The 17,274-nt window shown below is 32.9% G+C and carries 20 protein-coding genes; 18 read left to right on the top strand and 2 right to left on the bottom strand.

Features of this window, described 5'->3' with window-relative positions:
- Positions 1-28 precede the first annotated feature (28 nt).
- Positions 29-496, bottom strand: a complete 468-nt coding sequence (locus BN2665_RS15450) for a GerW family sporulation protein (RefSeq protein ID WP_055667991.1) — start codon at positions 494-496, stop codon at positions 29-31.
- Positions 497-548: 52 nt separating this feature from the next.
- Positions 549-1,031, bottom strand: coding sequence for a hypothetical protein (locus BN2665_RS15445; protein ID WP_055667990.1), 483 nt, complete (start codon positions 1,029-1,031; stop codon positions 549-551).
- Between the two features lie 186 nt (positions 1,032-1,217).
- On the opposite strand from BN2665_RS15445, the gene BN2665_RS15440 reads away from it, so the two are divergent.
- From BN2665_RS15440 to argF, 18 genes are all read left to right on the top strand, one after another.
- Positions 1,218-2,021 (top strand): lipid II flippase Amj family protein, encoded by an 804-nt coding sequence (locus BN2665_RS15440; protein ID WP_055667989.1) that lies wholly within the window; start codon positions 1,218-1,220, stop codon positions 2,019-2,021.
- 22 nt (positions 2,022-2,043) lie between these two features.
- Positions 2,044-2,775, top strand: a complete 732-nt coding sequence (locus BN2665_RS15435) for a DUF2161 domain-containing phosphodiesterase (protein WP_055667988.1) — start codon at positions 2,044-2,046, stop codon at positions 2,773-2,775.
- A 98-nt stretch (positions 2,776-2,873) separates the two neighbouring features.
- Complete coding sequence (locus tag BN2665_RS15430; protein WP_055667987.1) at positions 2,874-3,380, top strand: flavin reductase family protein; 507 nt, start codon at positions 2,874-2,876, stop codon at positions 3,378-3,380.
- A gap of 358 nt (positions 3,381-3,738) precedes the next feature.
- Positions 3,739-4,200: a MarR family winged helix-turn-helix transcriptional regulator gene (locus tag BN2665_RS15425; protein ID WP_055667986.1), complete on the top strand. Its 462-nt coding sequence runs from the start codon at positions 3,739-3,741 to the stop codon at positions 4,198-4,200.
- A 2-nt stretch (positions 4,201-4,202) separates the two neighbouring features.
- Positions 4,203-5,180: a beta-ketoacyl-ACP synthase III gene (locus BN2665_RS15420; RefSeq protein WP_055667985.1), complete on the top strand. Its 978-nt coding sequence runs from the start codon at positions 4,203-4,205 to the stop codon at positions 5,178-5,180.
- A 78-nt stretch (positions 5,181-5,258) separates the two neighbouring features.
- A complete protein-coding gene (gene acpP / locus BN2665_RS15415; protein ID WP_055667984.1) occupies positions 5,259-5,480 on the top strand; it encodes an acyl carrier protein in 222 nt (73 codons plus the stop codon).
- A 57-nt stretch (positions 5,481-5,537) separates the two neighbouring features.
- Positions 5,538-6,479: an enoyl-[acyl-carrier-protein] reductase FabK gene (fabK, locus tag BN2665_RS15410; protein WP_055667983.1), complete on the top strand. Its 942-nt coding sequence runs from the start codon at positions 5,538-5,540 to the stop codon at positions 6,477-6,479.
- Between the two features lie 11 nt (positions 6,480-6,490).
- Positions 6,491-7,420: an ACP S-malonyltransferase gene (gene fabD / locus BN2665_RS15405; protein ID WP_055667982.1), complete on the top strand. Its 930-nt coding sequence runs from the start codon at positions 6,491-6,493 to the stop codon at positions 7,418-7,420.
- A 17-nt stretch (positions 7,421-7,437) separates the two neighbouring features.
- Positions 7,438-8,178 carry a 3-oxoacyl-[acyl-carrier-protein] reductase gene (gene fabG / locus BN2665_RS15400; protein WP_055667981.1) on the top strand — a complete coding sequence of 247 codons (741 nt, stop codon included), beginning with the start codon at positions 7,438-7,440 and terminating at the stop codon, positions 8,176-8,178.
- 29 nt (positions 8,179-8,207) lie between these two features.
- Positions 8,208-9,446, top strand: coding sequence for a beta-ketoacyl-ACP synthase II (gene fabF / locus BN2665_RS15395; protein WP_055667980.1), 1,239 nt, complete (start codon positions 8,208-8,210; stop codon positions 9,444-9,446).
- A gap of 16 nt (positions 9,447-9,462) precedes the next feature.
- Positions 9,463-9,942, top strand: a complete 480-nt coding sequence (accB, locus tag BN2665_RS15390) for an acetyl-CoA carboxylase biotin carboxyl carrier protein (RefSeq protein ID WP_055667979.1) — start codon at positions 9,463-9,465, stop codon at positions 9,940-9,942.
- Positions 9,943-9,951: 9 nt separating this feature from the next.
- Complete coding sequence (gene fabZ / locus BN2665_RS15385) at positions 9,952-10,374, top strand: 3-hydroxyacyl-ACP dehydratase FabZ (RefSeq protein ID WP_055667978.1); 423 nt, start codon at positions 9,952-9,954, stop codon at positions 10,372-10,374.
- A gap of 11 nt (positions 10,375-10,385) precedes the next feature.
- Complete coding sequence (locus BN2665_RS15380) at positions 10,386-11,738, top strand: acetyl-CoA carboxylase biotin carboxylase subunit (RefSeq protein ID WP_055667977.1); 1,353 nt, start codon at positions 10,386-10,388, stop codon at positions 11,736-11,738.
- Complete coding sequence (accD, locus tag BN2665_RS15375; protein ID WP_055667976.1) at positions 11,732-12,601, top strand: acetyl-CoA carboxylase, carboxyltransferase subunit beta; 870 nt, start codon at positions 11,732-11,734, stop codon at positions 12,599-12,601. The genes BN2665_RS15380 and accD overlap by 7 nt, the downstream gene beginning before the upstream one ends.
- A 2-nt stretch (positions 12,602-12,603) precedes the next feature.
- Positions 12,604-13,422, top strand: coding sequence for an acetyl-CoA carboxylase carboxyltransferase subunit alpha (locus tag BN2665_RS15370; RefSeq protein ID WP_055667975.1), 819 nt, complete (start codon positions 12,604-12,606; stop codon positions 13,420-13,422).
- Between the two features lie 65 nt (positions 13,423-13,487).
- A complete protein-coding gene (locus BN2665_RS15365) occupies positions 13,488-14,450 on the top strand; it encodes a 2-hydroxyacid dehydrogenase (RefSeq protein ID WP_055667974.1) in 963 nt (320 codons plus the stop codon).
- 600 nt (positions 14,451-15,050) lie between these two features.
- Positions 15,051-16,265 (top strand): arginine deiminase, encoded by a 1,215-nt coding sequence (gene arcA, locus BN2665_RS15360; RefSeq protein ID WP_055668418.1) that lies wholly within the window; start codon positions 15,051-15,053, stop codon positions 16,263-16,265.
- Between the two features lie 13 nt (positions 16,266-16,278).
- The gene (argF, locus tag BN2665_RS15355) at positions 16,279-17,262 is read left to right on the top strand and encodes an ornithine carbamoyltransferase (protein ID WP_055667973.1); all 984 of its coding nucleotides are present in this window, start codon (positions 16,279-16,281) and stop codon (positions 17,260-17,262) included.
- The last annotated feature ends 12 nt before the right edge of the window (positions 17,263-17,274 follow it).

Raw genomic sequence — 17,274 nt, 5'->3', positions numbered from 1 at the left:
CTGGTTTATCAATAACCAGCTTTTTGAATTATTTTTTAGGTTGTTGATTTGGAGTCTGGGGCTGATTATTACTAGCTCCTTGCTGCGCGTTTTGTTGGTTTTGCATTTGATTCTGTTGTTGTCCTTGATTGGCGCCTTGAGACATCATATTTTGACCTAAGCTAGTCAAGGCTTGAGGAAGTTTATCCATTAATTGACCCATATTATTTTTTCCGTTAACTGGAAGCATAGATACGGAGTCTTTATCTATTACTACTACTGCACTTGTAGAGATTTTAGCTCCTAGTCCAACACCATTTGAGGCATTAGTATTATCACTTTGTTGTTTTTTAGCCATTCCTGTGCTTCCATAACCTAAGGTAACGGACATAACAGGAACTAGGGTTTTATCACCAACAGTTACAGGGGAACCAATAACACTATCAGTTTTTACAAAATTTTGAAGATCTGAAAACAATGTATCCATGTTTTGTGTAAAATTTGTATTTTCGTTCATGATTAAATCCTCCTCTATTTCTTGAATCTAAATAGGAAATAAAATGTGTTTTTTACTTTAATAAATTTATAAGTGAAGATAGTGCATTAAAATCAGCCAGTGCATTAATATGGATATAGTCATAATCTGAAGAGAAATTTGCATTGTTATAAAGCTGTTCTACCTGAAAATACTCAGTTAATAGATTTAAAGCCCCGCAAAAAACTCCTGTAACAGATGGATCTTGAAATCCATATGAAGTATTCAGCTTTATATTATAGGGCTTTAGCTTTTTTATATTACTGAGATTGTTAATCTTATCTGATTTAATAGCGAGCTCTCTTGAAAAAATCTTTTTGTCAAATAGATATGTTTTAAGAGTTACATTTCTTTCTGTTTTTATTGCATCTATTTTAACTATAGAGCTCAGCCAAGTAATAATTACATGAAAACTCTCTATGTTGTCAGTATTGTAGTTTATAGCAGCTTTTATAGGAACAATATATAGGGCTATAACCAGTGCTAATAAAAATATAAAAATAATTGATAGAATCATATTAATGCATCTCCACTTTCTAAAATATTAAGCACAATCTTTCAATATTAGTCTACCAATTAATATATTCAAATATTAGATGAAAATAATAGAATTTTCACCATAAAACATCAAGTCTTTTCTTGTGCTCACTTATTGTTTATAATAAATTATAATGTAATAGAATTTGTAGATGGGGGAATAAGGATGACAAATGAAGTGTTACTAGTGCTTTTCCTGACTTTTATAATTTATGTAATAGGTACTTTGGCTTATTCTGTAAGAGTTGTAGGAGTTAAGACAGGAAGAATAGCAGTTTCTTTCGCAGTTTTTAATGTATTTGTTTTAATATCTAGAACTGCTAATTCTATACAAGCTCCTTTCTTAAGTAAAACTGTAGAATTAGCAATTAATGATGGAACCTCTAAGGAATTAATTTATGTATTTAGATGGATTCTATTTTCTGTTACTTTGGCTAGTATTGTGGGAGCACTATTAATGCCCACCTTTATTAAGCTATTTAGTAAGGCAGTAGAGTCTTTTAGCGTTCATAGATCCATACCTAGATTATTAATGCACGGATTCTCCAAGGCCGGAATTAAGCAGTTTAAAAGTAGTGTTACTAAACCCAATAAGGAGAATCTGTCTTATTTAAAGAATTTTAAAAAGTTGCCTAAAAAAATATTATTATTAAATACAGTGGCTTTTTCAATAAGTACTGTAGGAATACTTTCATCAATTTATGCAGGTTGTTTAATGCCAGAACTAAGATCCACTTGTAACAGCTTATCCTCGGTAATTAATGGATTAGCTACCATACTTATGTTTGTTTTTATAGATCCATTTATATCCATGTTAACAGATGATGTATTAAATGGAGAGTGTGACATAGTATATTTCAATAAATGCATAACTTTTATAGTGGCTAGTTTAATTTTAGGAAGTATCCTAGCTCAATTTATACTAGTACCTGCTTCTAATATAATAGCTTTTATAGCCCAAGTTATTTAGATTATTTTAAGGGGGCTTAAGGATGAAGAAAATTGAGAAAAATATTAAAGAAGTAGATCTATGGAAACCAGTAAATGATTATTTAATTAATGAAGGTTATAAGGTTCGTAGTGAAGTTAATTATTGCGATATATCAGCAATAAAAGAGGATGAGTTAGTTATTGTAGAACTTAAGAAAAATCTTAGTGTAGACTTATTGCTGCAGGGAGTAAAACGTCAGAAACTAGCAGATTCTGTATATATAGCCATTCCTAAACCTAAAAAATTGACTTTTACTTCAAAATGGAAGGATATTTGTTACCTAATAAGACGATTAGAACTAGGGTTAATATTGGTATCCTTTAAAGGAGAGAAAAGTTTTATTGAAATACCTATTCATCCAAAGGAGTTTGACATATCAAAGAGTAAAGCCATGAATAAAAAGAAACGGGCAAATTTGATAAAAGAAGTAAATAGTAGACAATATGATTTAAATGTAGGAGGAAGTACAGGGAAAAAATTAGTTACCTCCTATAGAGAAAGTGCAATTTTTATAGCTTGCTGTTTAAATAAATATGGGGCTATGTCACCTAAAAACCTAAGGGCCTATGGAACTGATGAAAAGAAAACCTTATCTATACTTTCTGATAATTACTATGGATGGTTTAATAAAGTGAGTAGAGGAGTTTATGATTTAAGTGATGAGGGAAGAAAAATTTTAGGAGAATATATTGAATTAGTAAAATACTACGATAATTTGCTTTCTCAAAAATAATAAAGATATTGGATTCATCATTTTATGAGTTATGATTAGAATTCTAATATTTACATATGATATAATAGAATAAAAATAGCGAACATGGAGGATTTTATATGGGTGCTGAATACATTAAATATTTAGATAAAACTATGAAATATCTACACAAGCAAGGGGCTTTTCTTACTACAAAGGATGGAGAAAGAGTTAATACTATGACCATCAGTTGGGGAAATATGGGATTTGAATGGGGAAGACCTACTTTTACTATATTTGTGAGAAAGTCAAGATATACTCACGAAATATTAAGAAATAGTAACGAATTTACCATAAGCATACCTTTAGACCCAAGAATGAAAAAGGCTCTAGGTATATGCGGCTCAAAATCTGGACGAGATTTAGATAAATTTAAGTTAGCAGGTATAGAAACAAAGAAAAGTAATTCTATTGAAACTCCTGTGATAGATGGTTGTCAAATATTTTATGAATGCAAAATTATATATAAGCATGATTTAACTACAGATATGCTTAATGAAGATATAAAAAAATCTACTTATATTGAAGGAGATTACCATACAGTTTATTATGGAGAAATAGTAGATTGCTATATGGAAGAAAAATAGTAGATATATTAATTTACATATTAACTTTTTTATAGGAATCAATTAATTTAAAGGTGTAGGTAAAATTCTATGTTATAATGAGTTTTATTTACACCTTAATATATGAGTAACTTATAAATAACTATAGTACAGGAAGTTTTTTAAAAAAATTCAAGTTGTGAATTAAGTATCTATATAAAGGTACACTAAGAATTTTTTAAATATTTTAGTGTAATTTTGCATAAAACGATAATATAACGGATTTTAGATTTATTTTAGACTGTTGACAGTTCTTTTTAATTATAATATACTTTGACTATCAAAATATTTGACAGTCAAAAATAAACCTTATAAATATATTAAGAGGTGTATAAATTTCATGAGTAAAGCAGTTAATGTATTAAATGAGCTTTTAGTTAATTTATTTAATGATATTCTTCAGATTGAACAAAATGCTTTACAGAGCGGAGACTTTAAAGATCTTTCAGTTACGGAAATCCACACTATTGAAGCTATTGGTATGTATGAACCAAGAAGCATGTCAGAGGTAGCTGGAGATTTAGGAATAACAGTAGGAACCTTAACCACAGCTATAAATAAGCTTATCAAAAAAGGTTATGTGGAGAGAAAAAGAATCGAAGAGGATAGAAGAGTTGTTCTCATCCAATTGACTAAGAGAGGTAAGTTAGCTTATAGAATACATGAAAAGTTTCACTCTGATATGATAAAAGCAACTATTGGAGGATTATCTAAAGAAGAGGAAGAAGTGCTTACTAATTCTTTAGAAAAACTAAATATCTTCTTTAAAGATAAATATAACTTGAAGCATAAAGGAGAATAAAAATGATTAACTCTAAAATAATTGCCACAGGCAATTACACGCCTTCCTTTATATTGACCAATGAAGATATATCAAAATTTGTGGACACAAATGATGAATGGATAGTTTCTAGAACTGGTATTAAAGAGAGAAGGATAGCTACAGATGAGGACACTTCAGACATAGGAACAAAAGCAGCTCTTGAGGCATTAAAAAGCTCCGGGTTAGAAGCTGAGGATATAGATTTAATAATTTTTGCTTCAATTACGGGAGAAATGCTTACTCCTTCTATGGCGTGTATTGTTCAAAAGAATATAGGCGCTATTAATGCTACCGCTTTTGATATTAATGCAGCTTGTTCAGGATTTATTTATGGATTAACCATAGCTCATAGCTTAATCAGTATAAAACAAGCGAAGAACGCATTGGTTATTGGAGCGGAGGTTTTATCTAAGATTGTAAATTGGGAGGATAGAAACACCTGCGTCTTGTTCGGAGATGGAGCTGGAGCAGCCCTGTTATCTGCCTCGGAAGAAAAGGGAATAATATCTCTATATACAAAGTCAGTGGGTGAAAAAGGAGATAGCTTAGAATGTGGAGCTCTTTCCCTTAGAAATCCCTTTGCTAAGAAAGAAGAAATACAATCAAAAGATAATCATGTGATAATGGATGGGAGAGAAGTATTTAAGTTTGCAACCAGCGCTATTATAGAAGCTATAGAGAAAGTCATAAGTGATGGCAATTGTAGCTTAGAAGAGGTGAAATACATAATACCTCATCAGGCTAATTATAGAATAATAGATTTTGCAAGCAGAAAATTAAATATACCCCTAAATAAGTTTTACATCAATGTAGATAAATATGGAAATACTTCAGCAGCTAGTATTCCTATAGCCTTACATGAAATGAACAATAATGCAATGCTTCAAAAGGGAGATAAGGTTATAATAGTAGGTTTTGGCGGAGGCCTAACCTATGGTGCTGCTCTTATTGAATGGTAATAATTAGAATATAATATATAAACTTCATATAACTTGGCAACAATTAAAATATAATATATAAATTTGGAGGTTTAAATCATGATATTTGAAAAAATTAAGGAAATTATAGTTAATCAATTAGGTGTAGAAGAAGAAGAAGTAAAATTAGAAACATCTTTTCAAGATTTAGGAGTGGATTCTTTAGATTTATTCCAAATAATAATTGAATTAGAAGAAGCTTTTAATATCCAAATAGAAGATGCAGAAAGCATAAAAACTGTTGAAGATGCAGTAAAGTATATTGAACAAAAGACAGCATAATAAATTTATTATAGGTCAGATATGTATATATCTGACCTATTAAATAGGAGGATTAATATGTTTGATTGTAAATTATCAAGTATGCTTAATATAGAGTATCCTATAATTCAAGGTGGCATGGCTTGGATAGCTGATAGTTCATTAGCTGCAGCAGTTAGTAATGCAGGAGGCTTAGGACTTATTGCAGGTGCTAATGCGCCAGTGGAATGGGTAAGAGAACAAATAAGGAAAACAAAGGAACTTACAGACAAGCCTTTTGGAGTGAATATAATGCTTTTAAGCAGCAATGCCGATGAGCTAGCTAAATTAGTCTGTGAAGAGGGAGTTAAAGTAGTTACTACAGGGGCTGGAAATCCTGGTAAGTATATTGATATGTGGAAATCCCATGGTATTAAAGTCATACCAGTAGTACCTTCTGTAGCTCTAGCTATTAGAATGGAGAGATGCGGTGCAGACGCTGTAGTAGTGGAGGGCTGTGAAGCTGGAGGACATATAGGGGAGTTAACCACCATGGCTTTAGTACCTCAGGTAGTGGATGCGGTGAATATACCTGTTATTGCTGCAGGAGGTATAGGAGATGGAAGAGGAGTGGCTGCGGCCCTTATGCTTGGAGCAGAAGGAATTCAAGTAGGTACAAGATTTTTGGTGGCAAAAGAATGTACTGTTCACCAAAATTATAAGGATAAGGTAATAAAATCTAAGGATATAGATTCAGTAGTTACAGGTAGAGCCACAGGCCATCCTGTAAGAGTCATTAGGAACAAATTAGCAAGACAATTTCAACTTTTAGAAAAAGAAAATGCACCAGCAGAAAAATACGAAGAATTAGGAAAAGGTGCTTTACCTAAGGCAGTGGTAAATGGAGATGTAGAATATGGCTCTGTGATGGCTGGGCAAATAGCGGGTTTAATAAATAAAGAACAAAGCTGTAAAGATATAATAGAAGAAATGTTTACAGAAGCTCAAGCAATCATAAAGAATTTCCAAAACAGGATTTAATGGAGGAATAAATGAGTAAAATAGCTTTTATATTCCCGGGTCAAGGATCGCAATATGTGGGTATGGGATTAGACTTATACAATAATTTAGAGGAAGCTAAGTCAGTATTTGAAGAGGCCAATGAGGCTTTAGGATTTAGCCTTTCAACTTTGTGCTTTGAAGGATTAAAAGAGGATTTAGATAAGACTGAGAATACTCAGCCCGCCATATTAACTACTAGTATAGCAGCTTTAAAGGCATTAGATAAATATAATATAAAACCAGAAGTAGTAGCTGGTCTAAGTTTAGGTGAATATGGCGCTTTAGTATGCAGCGGTGCCATAAGCTTTAAAGAGGCTGTGAAGTTGGTGAAAAAGAGAGGCAGATTTATGCAAGAGGCTGTACCACAAGGTATTGGAGGTATGGTGGCTGTACTAGGTCTTAAAGAAGATAAAGTGAGGGAGTTATGTGAAGCTTCCGCTAAAAAAGGAATATTAGAAGTAGCAAATTATAATTGCCCAGGTCAAATAGTAATAGCTGGCGACACCTCTGCATTAGACTTTGCTATGGAAATAGCTAAGGACATGGGAGCTTTAAAAACTATAAAATTATCAGTGAGCGCTCCTTTCCATAGCTCTATGTTAAAACCTGCAGCTTTAAATTTAGCAGAACAATTAAAGAAAATAACCTTTAATAAAATCAGTATACCTGTTATTTCTAATGTAACTGCAGAGTATATAGAAGAGGAAAATTTAAAGGATTTAATGAAACTTCAAGTAATGTCTTCTGTTCAATGGGAGAAAACCATAATAAATATGCTCAATAAAGGCGTTGATACCTTTATTGAAATAGGTCCTGGAAAGACTTTAAGCACTTTCGTTAAAAAGATTGATAGAAAAGCAAAAACTTATAATGTAGAAGATATGAAAAGCTTAGAAAAGACCTTAGAGATTATATCGTAAAATTAAGGAGGTATTTCATGTTAAAAAATAAATGTGCTATTGTCACTGGAAGTGCTAAAGGCATTGGTAAAGCCATTGCTTTAAAACTGGCAAGTCTTGGTGCAAATATAGTATTAAATTATAGAAGCAATGAAGAAGAAGCTTTAAAGACTTTGGAAGAGTTAAACGCCTTTGGTGGAGATCATATGCTATTTAAAGCAGATGTAAGTAAATTTGATGAAGCTCAGAGACTTATGGAAGCAACTGTTAATAAATACGCTTCCATTGATATACTTGTAAATAATGCAGGAGTTACTAGGGATACTCTTTTATTAAGAATGAAGGAAGAAGATTTTGATAAGGTAATAGAAATAAATTTAAAAGGCACTTTTAATTGCATAAAACATGTTACACCTGTTATGTTAAAACAAAAATGTGGAAAAATAATAAATATATCTTCTGTTATTGGCTTGGTAGGTAATGCTGGCCAATTGAATTATGCAGCTTCTAAAGCTGGGATTATAGGTATCACTAAATCTCTGGCTAAGGAGTTAGGTTCAAGAGGCATAAATGTAAATGCAGTAGCCCCTGGCTTTATCCAAACGGATATGACAGAGGTATTATCAGATAAAGTTAAAGAAGAATTAAAAGGATCAATTCCGCTAAAAAGATTAGGAACTCCTGAGGATGTAGCTAAGTTAGTAGCATTTCTATCCAGTGATGAGGCTAGCTATATAACAGGGCAGGTTATAAATGTAGATGGCGGTATGGTAATGTAAATATAAAAAATGATAAGGTGGTAAATTCTATGAAAAATAGAGTAGTAATAACAGGTATGGGAGCTATAACTCCTATAGGAAATGATGTAAATAGTTTTTGGAACAACTCCAAACAAGGAAAATGCGGTATAGACTTTATAAAAGCTTTTAATACTGATGATTATAAAGTTAAAATAGCAGCAGAAGTAAAAGATTTTGTTCCAGAAAACTATATTGACAAAAGAGACGCAAGAAGAATGGATAGATTTTGTCAATTTGCAATGGCTGCATGCCATCAAGCTATGGAAGATTCAGCCATAGATGTAAACTCTTTAGAGGAAGATAGATTTGGGGTATTAGTAGGTTCAGGTATAGGTGGCTTTAGTACTATCGAAAAAGAGCACCAAAAACTCCTTGAAAAAGGTCCTAGTAGAGTTTCACCCTTATTAATACCAATGATAATAGGAAATATGGCTTCAGGAAACATAGCTATAAAATATGGAGCCAAGGGTATGTGCACTTCTGTGGTAACAGCTTGTGCTACAGGGACTAATGCTATAGGAGATGCCTTTAAGCTTATTAAAAATGGTGAACTAGATGTGATTATTGCTGGAGGTACAGAAGCGTCTATAACACCTTTAAGCTTAGCAGGCTTTGCCTCATTAACAGCTCTAAGTACCAGTGAAAATATAAAAAGAGCTTCTATTCCTTTTGACAAGGAAAGAGATGGTTTTGTTATGGGAGAGGGAGCAGGGATACTAATTCTAGAAAGTTTAGAACACGCTTTAAAAAGAGGGGCAAAAATTTATGCTGAAATAGTAGGATATGGTGCTACCTGTGATGCTTATCATATGACTTCACCAGACCCTGAAGGCTTAGGAGCAAGCAAAGCTATGACTATGGCTATAAAGGAAGCTGGCATTGAAGCTAATGAGATGAGTTATATAAATGCTCATGGTACATCAACCCCTTACAATGATAAGTTTGAGACTATTGCAATAAAAAATGTATTTGGAAAAGATGCTTATAATATACCAGTAAGCTCCACAAAATCTATGACAGGGCATTTATTAGGTGCTGCAGGAGCTATAGAAGCCATTATATGTGTAAAGGCTTTGCAAGAAAACTTTGTACCTCCAACTATTGGATACGAGGTTAAGGATGAAGAGTGCGATTTAGATTATGTACCTAATGTGGGTAGAGAAATTTCAATGAAGTATGCACTAACTAATTCCCTAGGCTTTGGTGGACACAATGCTACTTTAATAATTAAAAAGTGGAATGAATAAGGAGAAGGAGTAGATTATGGACTGTAAAGAAATTTATGAGCTTATTAAGCTTATTGATAGCTCACAGTTAGCTTATTTTGAATTAAAAGATAAGGATTTTTATGTTAAGATGGATAAATCCTACCATCGAGAAAATGTTGAAAGGGTTGAGAAGGAGCATAAGGCTTATGTTACAGAAAACAATTCAAAGCCTTGTGATGTTAAGCTAGAGGAAGCTTTGGATCTTAATCAAAAGGCTTCTGATTCAGAGCAAGGAAACTTTGAATGCATAGTGTCTCCAATGGTTGGAACCTTCTATATCACGCCAGGTCCAGATAAGGAACCTTTTGTTAGTATTGGTGATAAAGTAAAAAAAGGTAAGGTTATATGCATAATAGAAGCTATGAAATTGATGAATGAAATAGAGAGCGAAGTTGATGGTGAAATTATAGAAATACTTGTGCAAAACGGCAATATGGTAGAGTATGGTGAGCCTCTATTTAAAATAAGAAAGTAGGTTATATATATGGATATAAAAGAAATTCAAAGTATTATACCTCACAGATACCCATTTCTTTTAGTGGATAAAATAGAAGAGATGGAGCCAGGGAAGAGAGCAGTAGGTTATAAAAATGTTACGATCAATGAACCCTTCTTTCAAGGTCACTTTCCCGAAGAGCCAGTGATGCCTGGAGTTTTAATCATAGAAGCTCTAGCTCAGGTTGGCGCTGTAGCTATGCTTTGTCTAGAAGAGAATAAAGGTAAAATAGGCTATTTAGCTGGTATGGATAAGGTTAGAATTAAAAGAAAAGTAGTGCCAGGGGATGTTTTAAAATTAGAGGTGGAAATAATAAAGACAAAAGGAAAAATTGGTATAGGTAAAGCTGTGGCAACTGTAGAAGGAGTCAAAGCTTGTGAAGCAGAAATAATATTTGCCATTGGTAGTTAGGGGAGAATAATATGCTTAGAAAAATCTTAATTGCTAATAGAGGTGAAATTGCAGTAAGAATAATCAGAGCTTGCAGAGAGATGGGCATTGCTACAGTAGCTGTATACTCAGAAGCCGATAAGGAAGCCCTTCACACTCAATTGGCGGATGAAGCAGTGTGCATAGGGCCTGCTTTAGGGAAAGATTCTTACTTAAATATGCAGAATATATTAAGTGCTACCATATTAACCGGAGCAGAAGCAATACATCCTGGATTTGGATTCCTATCTGAGAATAGCAAATTTGCGAAGATATGCAAAGAATGCAATGTAAAATTTATAGGTCCAGATAGCGAAAGTATAGATATGATGGGGAACAAAGCCAAAGCAAGAGAAGTGATGAAGGCTGCAGGAGTACCTGTAGTGCCGGGCTATGAAGGCATTATAAAGGATGAGCAGGAAGCCTTAATCATCGCTAAGGAAATTGGTTATCCGATCATGATCAAGGCTGCTGCAGGTGGCGGTGGAAGAGGTATTAGAATTGTCACTAAGGATGAGGAATTTATTTCAGCTTATAATACTGCCAAGGCGGAGGCAAAAGCTTGCTTTAATGATGATACTTTATATATTGAAAAGTTTATTGAGAATCCTCATCATATTGAGTTTCAGATATTAGCCGATGAGTTTGGCAATGTGATACATTTAGGTGAAAGAGATTGTTCCATTCAGAGGAAAAATCAAAAGGTATTAGAAGAGGCACCTTCTGTTCTTTTAAGTAAAAGCTTAAGACAAGAAATGGGAGAAGTGGCTGTAAGAGCTGCAAAGGCAGTAAATTATAAAAATGCTGGAACCATAGAATTTTTAGTTGATAGCAAGGGTAATTATTATTTTATGGAAATGAACACTAGAATTCAAGTGGAGCATCCTATTACTGAAATGATAACTGGTATTGATCTTATAAAAGAACAGATATATGTAGCTTCAGGAATCCCTTTAAAGTATAAACAGCAGGATATTAAAATTAGTGGGCATGCTATAGAATGCAGAATAAATGCTGAAAATCCTGATTTAAACTTTAAGCCTTGTCCAGGAAAAATTGAGCAGCTTAATATCCCAGGAGGGCCAGGGGTAAGGCTAGACAGTGCTGTTTATCAAGGATATACTATTCCCCCTTATTATGATTCCATGATAGCTAAATTGATTGTTCATGGGAAGACTAGAGAAGAGGCTATAATGAAAATGAGGAGAGCTCTAGGGGAATTTATAATTGAAGGTATAGATAATAATATCGATTTTCAGTTTAACATAATATGTAATGAGAATTTTGAGAAAGGTATTTATGACACTGGATTCTTAAAAGATAAGTTGGTGAAGGATAAATGTTAAAAGATTTTTTTAAGAAAAATAAGTACATTACAGTTAGCACCACAAACCTGCAAAATAAAGATGAGGAAGGTGATAAGCCCTTTATCCCTGATAATCTTTGGAAAAAATGCGATGGATGTGGAAGGATACTTTATAATGAAGATATTGAAAGCAATTTAAAGGTATGTACCTATTGCCATCATCATTTTAGACTATCTTCTAAAGAAAGAATTAATATGATATTAGATGAAGGTACCTTTAAGGAATTTAATGCAAATATGAAGAGTGTGAATCCTCTTCACTTTGATGGTTACGAAGAGAAAGTATATAGCAGTATGGAGAAAATGGGTATTAATGAGGCTGTAATTACGGTTGAAGGCAAGATTTATGGAGAAAAAGCCATAGTATGTGTTATGGATAGTTATTTTATGATGGGAAGTATGGGAAGTGTAGTGGGTGAAAAAATAACTAGAGCTATTGAGAGAGCTATAGAAAAAAAGTTACCTATAATCATATTTACTACTTCTGGTGGAGCGAGAATGCAAGAGGGAATTTTATCTTTAATGCAAATGGCTAAGGTTAGTGGAGCTTTGACTAAATTGTCAGAAGCTGGTCAGTTATATATTACAGTACTCACAGACCCCACCACTGGTGGTGTTACTGCAAGCTTTGCAATGTTAGGAGATATAATACTTAGTGAGCCTGGAGCTTTAGTGGGTTTTGCAGGAAGAAGAGTTATCGAAAAGACCATCGGAGAGGCGCTACCAGAAGATTTTCAAAAGGCAGAATTCTTACTTCAAAAAGGATTTATAGATAAAATTGTCCATAGAAAAGAATTAAAAAATACCTTAAGTAAGATAATTTTACTTCATAAGGAGATTTAATTATGAGCAATAATAGTAGTAATTTATCTGCATGGGATAGAGTGAATTTGGCCAGAGCAAGCGATAGACCTAATGCACAAAGATATATAAAAGATATTTTTGAAGATTTTATAGAATTGCATGGAGATAGACTATATGGTGACGATCCTTCTATAATAGGAGGAATAGCACTTTTTGACGGAAGACCTGTCACCGTAATAGCTCAGGCTAAGGGAGAAAATACAAAAGAGAATATAAGGAGAAACTTTGGTATGCCTCATCCTGAGGGCTATAGAAAAGCCTTAAGGCTTATGAAGCAGGCTGAAAAGTTTAAAAGACCAGTGATATGTTTCGTGGATACTCAAGGGGCCTTTTGTGGTAAGGCTGCAGAAGAACGAGGTCAAGGGGAAGCTATTGCCAAAAATCTTTATGAGATGATGACTTTAAGGGTGCCAGTGCTATCTATAGTTATAAGTGAGGGCGGAAGTGGTGGAGCCTTGGCTTTAGCTGTAGCTAATGAAGTTTGGATGCTGGAGAATGCAATTTACTCTATTTTATCTCCAGAGGGTTTTGCAAGTATATTATGGAAGGATGCAACAAAAGCTAAAGAAGCTTCTGAAGTTATGAAAATAACAGCTCTTGATTTAAAAGAGTTTAAAATTATAGATGAAATAATCAATGAACCTGAAGGTGGGGCTCAGAAGTCACCAGATAGGGTAACTAAGGAATTAAAGTATAAAATTAAAGAATTTATTCAAAAATATAATTCTTTTAAGGATGAAGCATTAATAGAACATAGATATAATAGGTTTAGAAAAATTGGTAGATATTTAGAGATATAACAATGAGAATCCTTTTAATTAAAGGATTCTTTTTTATGCTATAATAAAAATAGGGGGCGATTACTTTGAGAAAAAAGATATTTGTAACCAGAGAAATTCCAGGAGATGCTATAAACTTTTTAAGCAAACATTTTGATGTAAAAGTTAATGCAGAAGATAGAGTTTTATTAAGAGAAGAATTAATAGAAAATATTAAAGATATGGATGCTGTATTATGCTTATTACAGGATATTATTGATGAGGAGATAATAGATAATGCAAACAAGGCAAAAATCTTTGCTAACTATGCTGTAGGCTATAACAATATAGATGTTAAATATGCAAAGGAAAAGGGGATAATTGTAACTAACACCCCTGGAGTTTTAACAGATACTACTGCAGAGTTAGCTTGGGCATTACTATTAAGTGTTGCTAGAAGAGTTGTGGAATCAGATAAGTATGTAAGGGAAGGCAAATTTACAGAATGGAAGCCAAATTTATATCTAGGTCAGGATATAACGGGTAAAACCTTAGGTATAATTGGAGCTGGAAGTATAGGAAAAGCCTTTGCCAAAAGAAGTCGAGGCTATGATATGAAAATAATTTACCATAATAGAAAACGAGACTTAGCTTTTGAAGAGGAATTTAAGGCTCATTGGGTGGATAAAGAAACTCTATGCAAAGATAGTGATATAATATCAATTCACGTACCATTGACCGAAGAGACAAGATATTTAATTACCAAAAAAGAATTAGATATTATGAAAGAAACCACTATAATAATAAATACGGCAAGAGGACCAGTCATAGAGGAAAAAGCTTTATATGAAGCGTTAAAGAATAAAAAAATATGGGGAGCTGGATTGGATGTTTACGAAAAAGAGCCAGAAATTTACCCAGGGCTTAAAGAATTAGATAACGTAGTTTTAGCACCTCATATTGGAAGTGCTACTGTAGAAACAAGAGAGAGAATGGCCATGATGGCTGCTATGAATATTGAAGCAGTGCTCAATGGAAGGGAACCCATTACTCCTGTAAAACTAAAGTGACCATAAATGCATATAATTTATAATATGGATTTTATATTTAAGAGCAAAGCTGCATAGAAAGCTTTGCTCTTAATTTTTAACATAATAATAACTTTCTGTTAATTAAATGTAACAAAAAGAATAAAGTATAAAAAAATATGTATAAAAAGTATTGGTGTTTTTTTAACTTACATAAATATAAATTTGTTTTCTTTTTATTTTAACCTTTCGCGGTTGGTATTTAAGCAATTTCTAGAAAATATAACTTTTTTATAAACTATTTACTAAATATTATACAATTGCTCATTTGAGCCTAATGAATAAGTATTCAAAGTAAATAAAAATACTATATATATTCAATATATAGTATTTTTATTTATAAGCCTAGCAAGTTCTAGTGATATTATGCATTAATATTTAACAATATACATTTTTTAACTGTATTGAAAGCAAAATACTAAGCATACTAGAGTATACTAGAAGCATTGAAAGTATAAAAGAGCAAAGTTCAAAATTTACTGAAAATTAGATCAATTCAAGCAAATATTAAATTTTAGCAATATTTACATATAAAGGTATAATGGGGTTATAAAATATAAGGGGGTGAGATAATTGTGCTCTATGATTAATATTACTTCTGAAATAGGAGTGCTTAAAAAAGTTCTCTTGCATAGACCAGGAAAAGAAATAGAAAATTTAATTCCAGAATACCTGGGAAGACTATTATTTGACGATATCCCTTATCTTGAAGCGGCTAGGATAGAGCATGATGGGTTTGCCAATATTTTAAAGGAAAATGGCGTTGAGGTTCTTTACCTACAAGATTTATTAGTTCAATCTTTAAGTCATAAGAATATAACAGAAGGGTTTTTAGAAAAGTTTATTAGAGAGAGCCATATTACATCAAAATCCCTAACCTATTCCTTAATGGATTACCTTTTGAGTATGGATGTCCAAGCCATGATAGAGCAGCTTATGGCAGGAGTTAGGAGAGATGAAATTCATGTTAAAGAGCCTTCCTCTCTCATAGACATATTGGATAATAAGTATCCTTTTTACCTTGATCCTATGCCAAATCTATATTTTACAAGAGATCCTGCGGCGGCTATAGGTAATGGATTAAGCATTAATTCTATGCATAGAACTGCAAGAAAAAGAGAGACCCTTTTTATAGAGTGTATATACAATAATCATGATCTGTTTAGTAGTGAAGAAATACCTCTATGGTACAGAAGAGACATACCCTATAGTGTAGAAGGTGGGGATCAATTAGTTTTATCAAATGATGTGGTGGCTATAGGATGTAGCGAAAGAACCTCCGCAGAGGCTATAGAAATTATGACTCAAAAGCTATTTAAATATAATGAAAATTTTAACAGAGTGTTGGTATTTGCTATACCTTCTTGTAGAGCCTTTATGCACTTAGACACTGTATTTACTATGGTAGACTATGATAAGTTCACAATACATCCAGGAATTGAGGGACCTCTTAATGTGTATGAAATTGCTCGAGGGGCTAGAGAAAAATTAATCTTTAAAAGTCATACAGAAACATTGCACAATATACTAAAGAATGCATTAAATTTGGATTACGTAGAGCTAATAAGATGTGGCGGGGGAGATGCTATAACTGCTGGAAGAGAGCAATGGAATGATGGCTCAAATACTTTAGCTATAGCACCTGGAGTAGTGGTAACCTACAACAGAAATTATGTAACTAATGAGATATTATCAAAGCATGGGATAAAAGTCTTAGCTATTCCTAGCTCAGAACTATCTAGAGGTAGGGGTGGACCAAGATGTATGAGTATGCCGCTATATAGAAAAGATATATAAAGGGGGAGTATTTATGTCTGTTAATTTAAAAGGAAGAAGTTTTTTAACATTGTTGGATTTTACTCCAGAAGAAATTAGGTATTTATTAGATTTATCTCATAATTTGAAAGCTAAAAAAAGACTAGGTATTAAAGAAAAAGCATTAGAGGGAAAAAATATTGTGCTTTTATTTGAAAAAACTTCTACTAGGACTAGATGTGCCTTTGAGGTGGCTGCTTTTGATGAAGGTGCTCATGTTACCTATTTAAGTAATTCACAGATGGGAAAAAAGGAATCTTTAGAAGATACTGCTAAAGTTTTAGGAAGATATTATGATGGAATAGAATTTAGAGGCTATGAGCAAGAAACTGTAGACCAATTATCAAAATATTCAGGAGTTCCTGTATGGAATGGACTGACAGATGTAGACCATCCTACTCAAGTATTAGCAGATTTAATGACTATAGAGGAACATGTAAAAAAACCTTTAAATAAAATAAAGCTAGTTTTTGTAGGAGATGCTAGAAATAATATGGGATACGCCCTTATGTATGGCTGTGCTAAGATGGGCATGAGCTTTATGGCTTTAGCTCCAAAGGAATTATGGCCACAGGAAACAGTAATTGAAAAAACTAATAAAATTGCAGAGAAAACTGGAGCAATTATAGAAGTTACAGACAATATAGAACATGTTAAAGGAGCAGATGTTATTTATACAGATATCTGGGCTTCCATGGGAGAAGAAGATAAATTACCAGAAAGAGTTAAGTTATTGAACCCATATAGGGTAAACATGGATATGATGGAAAGGACAGAAAATAAAGATGTTATATTCATGCATTGTTTGCCTTCCTTCCACGATTTTGAAACCTCTAATGCCAGAGAGGCTAAAAATAATTTGAATTTAGATATTAGAGAGGTTACTGATGAGGTTTTTAGAAGTAGGCATTCTGTAGTTTTTGATGAAGCCGAAAATAGGATGCACACCATAAAAGCAGTAATGATAGCTACACTTTAATTATTAGGAGGA

It is taken from the genome of Desnuesiella massiliensis, assembly GCF_001403615.1.
Taxonomy (GTDB): Bacteria; Bacillota; Clostridia; order Clostridiales; family Clostridiaceae; genus Desnuesiella; species Desnuesiella massiliensis.
The sequence above is the reverse complement of the archived record's forward strand: the minus strand, read 5'-3'. Positions and strand labels throughout refer to the sequence as shown.

Coding starts and splice junctions, on each gene's coding strand:
- BN2665_RS15450 (WP_055667991.1), bottom strand. CDS start 496: ATGAACGAAAATACAAATTTTACACAAAACATGGATACATTGTTTTCA.
- BN2665_RS15445 (WP_055667990.1), bottom strand. CDS start 1,031: ATGATTCTATCAATTATTTTTATATTTTTATTAGCACTGGTTATAGCC.
- BN2665_RS15440 (WP_055667989.1), top strand. CDS start 1,218: ATGACAAATGAAGTGTTACTAGTGCTTTTCCTGACTTTTATAATTTAT.
- BN2665_RS15435 (WP_055667988.1), top strand. CDS start 2,044: ATGAAGAAAATTGAGAAAAATATTAAAGAAGTAGATCTATGGAAACCA.
- BN2665_RS15430 (WP_055667987.1), top strand. CDS start 2,874: ATGGGTGCTGAATACATTAAATATTTAGATAAAACTATGAAATATCTA.
- BN2665_RS15425 (WP_055667986.1), top strand. CDS start 3,739: ATGAGTAAAGCAGTTAATGTATTAAATGAGCTTTTAGTTAATTTATTT.
- BN2665_RS15420 (WP_055667985.1), top strand. CDS start 4,203: ATGATTAACTCTAAAATAATTGCCACAGGCAATTACACGCCTTCCTTT.
- acpP (WP_055667984.1), top strand. CDS start 5,259: ATGATATTTGAAAAAATTAAGGAAATTATAGTTAATCAATTAGGTGTA.
- fabK (WP_055667983.1), top strand. CDS start 5,538: ATGTTTGATTGTAAATTATCAAGTATGCTTAATATAGAGTATCCTATA.
- fabD (WP_055667982.1), top strand. CDS start 6,491: ATGAGTAAAATAGCTTTTATATTCCCGGGTCAAGGATCGCAATATGTG.
- fabG (WP_055667981.1), top strand. CDS start 7,438: ATGTTAAAAAATAAATGTGCTATTGTCACTGGAAGTGCTAAAGGCATT.
- fabF (WP_055667980.1), top strand. CDS start 8,208: ATGAAAAATAGAGTAGTAATAACAGGTATGGGAGCTATAACTCCTATA.
- accB (WP_055667979.1), top strand. CDS start 9,463: ATGGACTGTAAAGAAATTTATGAGCTTATTAAGCTTATTGATAGCTCA.
- fabZ (WP_055667978.1), top strand. CDS start 9,952: ATGGATATAAAAGAAATTCAAAGTATTATACCTCACAGATACCCATTT.
- BN2665_RS15380 (WP_055667977.1), top strand. CDS start 10,386: ATGCTTAGAAAAATCTTAATTGCTAATAGAGGTGAAATTGCAGTAAGA.
- accD (WP_055667976.1), top strand. CDS start 11,732: ATGTTAAAAGATTTTTTTAAGAAAAATAAGTACATTACAGTTAGCACC.
- BN2665_RS15370 (WP_055667975.1), top strand. CDS start 12,604: ATGAGCAATAATAGTAGTAATTTATCTGCATGGGATAGAGTGAATTTG.
- arcA (WP_055668418.1), top strand. CDS start 15,051: ATGATTAATATTACTTCTGAAATAGGAGTGCTTAAAAAAGTTCTCTTG.
- argF (WP_055667973.1), top strand. CDS start 16,279: ATGTCTGTTAATTTAAAAGGAAGAAGTTTTTTAACATTGTTGGATTTT.